The following is a 690-nucleotide window of genomic DNA, read 5'->3' as shown; positions in this document are numbered from 1 at the left end:
GCGTAATCATCCGGGACCCGACAGCCGGTAAAGTTCCTGATATCCTGACCCGCGCCGCCCACCAATAGGCGCACCGGGCGGCTGTTGCCGGACAGCTTGCCGATCCGCTCGGCGGCGGGGTCGCCGTACAGGTTGCCGTGGTTTTGCTTTTGAGAGAGGTCATAGGCCCTGTTTCCACCGTGTACCCAGGCCCTGACCAGCTGGCTCTCCTCGCCGGTCAGCGGTTTTTCCATGAGCCGCTTGACTGCGCCCCTGGACAATACCTTGGACCAGACACTGACCTGGCCCAGACTGCCCTCTAAGCGGTTATCCCCATAGACCCCCAGGACGAGGGCGGCCGTTGTGGCCTGTGAGAGTTTGTGTCCCGTGCAAAAATCGCTCCGGCTGAAGACCTTTTCACCGTCTTTATAGAGCACCAGAACGCCGTTTTCACTCTCCCAGGAGACGGCCAGGTAGTGCCACTTACCATCACTGACGGAGATATTGGTATCGACGCCGGTATTGCCCACATGGATATGGAGGTCCCCCGGGCGGGTCACCGAGAATTCCCGGTCGCTGAGGGTAAAGGTGTCGCCGGACTTGTTGCATCGGCTGGTATAGTTGACTAGTGTAGTGCGCTGTAAATAGTAGAACTAACAAAGCCGCCCCTGGTCGGTTGTAGAGAGCCGATGCAGACAAGAGGCAGAGAAT

At 58.8% G+C, this 690-nt stretch carries 1 protein-coding gene; it reads right to left on the bottom strand.

Annotated features, from left to right (window positions below):
* Nucleotides 1–539, bottom strand: a 539-nt coding sequence (locus E1958_RS19700) for a LamG-like jellyroll fold domain-containing protein (protein ID WP_243725317.1), incomplete at its 3' end; no start/stop codon positions are given.
* Nucleotides 540–690: the final 151 nt, after the last annotated feature.

This window comes from Candidatus Thiosymbion oneisti, from assembly GCF_004359955.1.
GTDB classification, from domain to species: domain Bacteria; phylum Pseudomonadota; class Gammaproteobacteria; order Chromatiales; family Chromatiaceae; genus Thiosymbion; species Thiosymbion oneisti.
The sequence above is the reverse complement of the archived record's forward strand: the minus strand, read 5'-3'. Positions and strand labels throughout refer to the sequence as shown.